Consider the following 3,359-nt stretch of genomic DNA (forward strand, 5'->3'; position numbering starts at 1 on the left):
TTAATCAACGAAGGGTCACGAGGGACAACTCTACTAATACTTCCATTTTCGTCTGTGGTGACAAAATAGGCAATCTCCCCCCGCCATCCCTCTACTACGCAGATTGCAAAAGTATTTTTCTTAAAGACAACATTAGGACTTGGTATACTAATATCTCCTTTTGGTAATTTTTCTAATGCGTTTTCCATAATCTTAATTGATGCGTGTGCTTCTTTGATGCGGACAAGGAATCGCGCGCAAGCATCCCCATCTTGCTCAGTGACAATTTCATCAAGCAAAAGTTCGTCATAGGCCGCATACGGATAATCAATGCGAGCATCGTTTAGTATGCCAACAGCTTTTCCAGCAACTCCAATCACACCATGATTCCTAGCAATTTCTGCCGAGAGTACGCCCGTACCCTTTAGACGATTTAAAAGCGAGGTGTTATTAAGAGCTACTCCTATAACTTCGCTAAAGTCTTTACTCAAGTTTTTTAGTTCTGAAAATAACCTGTTTTTTTCTCTGTCATCAATATCTTTTGTTAGACCACTAATTATATTTACGCCCCGTAAAAATCGACTACCGGTAATTCTTTCGTTTATTAGCATAACCATTTCTCGTAATCGCGCACCTCCCGCTCCGCCAAAATTAAACCCTGTATCCATCATAATCGCCCCAATATCGCCAAAATGATTAGCTAATCTTTCTAACTCGGCATAAATAACTCGCAAGTATCGCGCGCGCGAAGGTACTACGGTATCATTTAATTTTTCCAATACCTGGCAAAAAGCGAGTGAGTGGCTAAATGAGCTATCACCGGAAATTTTCTCTGATAATTTTACTTTATCATTAAGCGGCAACACTTCAAATAATTTCTCACTGCCTTTGTGGGCATAGCCAAGCCGTGGCTCCAAAAGCACGATTCGTTCTCCGGCAACACTAAAGCGGAAATGTCCCGGTTCAATAATGCCAGCGTGAATGGGACCAACTGGAATTTCATAAATACCCTCGCCTTTAACTTCTTGAAAACTATAAGTGCCACTAGCTATTTGAGGTCTTTTTTGCCAATCATAATCTTTTCTTAAAGGAAAAACATCTATTGGCCAATTTTCGTGAAGAGTGATTGGTCTTTTATCATGGCAACCGATTGGATCAAGACCAAAAAATGTTTTTATTTTTCTTTCGTAGTTTAATGCTTCATAAATCATAAGGGAGATTGAAGGAAATTCTGTTTTATTCTTTAATAAAATAAAAGGGATGATAAATAAATTTTCTTTTGGCATGCCAAAAATGTACCAGACTTTAAAATAACCATTGTCTTCTCTTTCATCGGTCGCGGTAATAAGCTTGAGTGAAAGATTTTTATTAGCGTATAAATCATGAGCAACCTTCTTTATCTCTAAAGGTGATACTTCAAAAGTAGCACTGTTATCATAAAATTCAACCTGCGCACCTTTTGGAATAAATCGTTTTATTTTCTTTTTAATCATATTAGTAGTGAGAAACAACATCATTTATTAATGTTAATAAAAATGGTGGAATATAGAAACTTAAAACGATAATAATTATCAGTAATATCATTGGTGGAATAATTAACCAAATATTACCTTCGCCAACCTCGATATCTTCAGGTTTCTGGCTAAAAAACATGGAGGTAATATGTTTTAAAAATCCGATAAAAACAAGCGTCATAAAAAATAGAGCCATAATGGTAATTATCGGATTTATTTCTATGCCGACGGAAAGAATCTGCATCTTGGTTAGAAATATTCCAAATGGGGGAACACCTGTTACAATCAAAAAACCGGCGATAAATAGTATGCTTGTAAATGGCACAACATCTAATGCTCCTTTAATATTATTTATTTTATCAGAATTATATTTGAGTAATAAATTGCCGGAAGAAAAAAACATAACCCCTTTTACCAATGAATGGTAAATTAAATGCAGGGTAGTCGCAAAAATTGCCAATCCTCCAAAACCAAAACCGAGAGCCATTACCCCAGCATTTTCAATACTCGAGTAAGCTAATAATCTCTTATAATTTTTATTATTGAACATTATGAGAGAAGCCACAGCAATGGATAAGGTGCCAAAAATAATTAATAAATTCTGACTAAATTGTGGACCAATAGCCATATCTGTTAAATTTTTAAATTTTAAGATAACTATAAATGCAACTGGCAAAAGCGCACCTGATAGTAATGCCCCAATGGGATTGGGTGTTTTACTATATGCATCAGGTTTCCATGTGTGCATAGGCACTAGTCCAACCTTGGTGCCGTAACCAATCAATACAAAAATAAAAGCTATTTTAGCAATTAATGGATCTAAGTGTGTGGCATTGGCCAAAAGTGACTCCCAACTAACAAATCCGTTTTCGCCAAGTGAGCTAACTGAAGTAAAATATAAAATTGTCCCAAAAAATCCCAGAAGTAAACCGATAGAATTGATAATCAAATATTTCCAGGCCGCCTCAATAGCTGACGGTTTATTGTAAAAACTGATAAGAAAAGCGGTGGAAAGCGTCGTGGCTTCAATAAAAATCCAGGCGAATACCGGATTGTTGGCAGTAATAGACAAAAACATTGCTGTCATAAAAATATTTAACAAAACAAAATATTGCCTTACTCTGGTAAAACCAATAATACCCTTGGCTGTTTCCTGACGAAGATATTGGATGGAATAAATAGTTGCAATAAATCCGACACAGGCAATAATAAGCATCACAATCACTCCTAGTGAATCAACAGAGAAAAAAACAAATGGAGAATAAATACCGGAAATGGAAACTTTCAAAGCAATAACAACAGATTCAAACAATGCGACTGAAAAAGCGATAATAGAAAAAAATTCAATCACCAATTTACGTTTGATGAAAGCGTTTAGGAATGCAGTAATTATTAAAGTTATAATGATAAATAGTATTTCCATAATTCTAATCTTTTAAATTATTCATTGTCGTTACATTAAGCGTCCCAAAGTATCTATAAATCATAGATATGAATATGATAGCGATAATGAGCCAAATAAAAATATTAAACATAATGCCAAATTGTAGCATCAGAGATTGTTCCAAACCGGCAAAAATAGTAAAAGCAACAATGCTATTTTCCAAAGAAAGAATGCCAATAATTTGCGATAAAGCGCCCTTACGGTTAATAATTAAAAAAAGAGAAAGGAACATTGAGGCCAGAGCAAGCGATAATAAGGCCTGATTAGCTTGGATAATACCAGTTAGCGGCGCGAATTTGGGGGAATGGGCAAAAAAAGTCAAGGTTGCAATAATTATTAAGGTTAATGGTGTATTAAGATAAGTGCTGACAGAAAACATTAATGCATGCTGTCGAATTAATTTAATAAAAAATACCGGCGCT

The 3,359-nt window shown here is 35.2% G+C and carries 3 protein-coding genes; all 3 read right to left on the reverse strand.

Translation table 11 applies throughout. From position 1 onward, the window contains the following. On the reverse strand, positions 1-1,472 hold a 1,472-nt coding region (locus tag COX77_04985; GenBank protein ID PIZ98307.1), incomplete at its 3' end, for an NADH-quinone oxidoreductase subunit F. Between the two features lies 1 nt (position 1,473). Next, positions 1,474-2,916, reverse strand: coding sequence for a hydrogenase (locus COX77_04990; GenBank protein ID PIZ98308.1), 1,443 nt, complete (start codon positions 2,914-2,916; stop codon positions 1,474-1,476). Positions 2,917-2,920: 4 nt separating this feature from the next. Next, a partial coding sequence (locus COX77_04995; GenBank protein PIZ98309.1) for a hypothetical protein occupies positions 2,921-3,359 on the reverse strand: 439 nt, incomplete at its 5' end.

The organism is Candidatus Komeilibacteria bacterium CG_4_10_14_0_2_um_filter_37_10 (assembly GCA_002793075.1).
GTDB lineage: Bacteria > Patescibacteriota > Patescibacteriia > UBA1558 > UBA1558 > UM-FILTER-37-10.

Excerpts from the sequence above, each read along its gene's own strand:
- COX77_04990 (PIZ98308.1), bottom strand. The coding sequence starts at position 2,916 with ATGGAAATACTATTTATCATTATAACTTTAATAATTACTGCATTCCTA.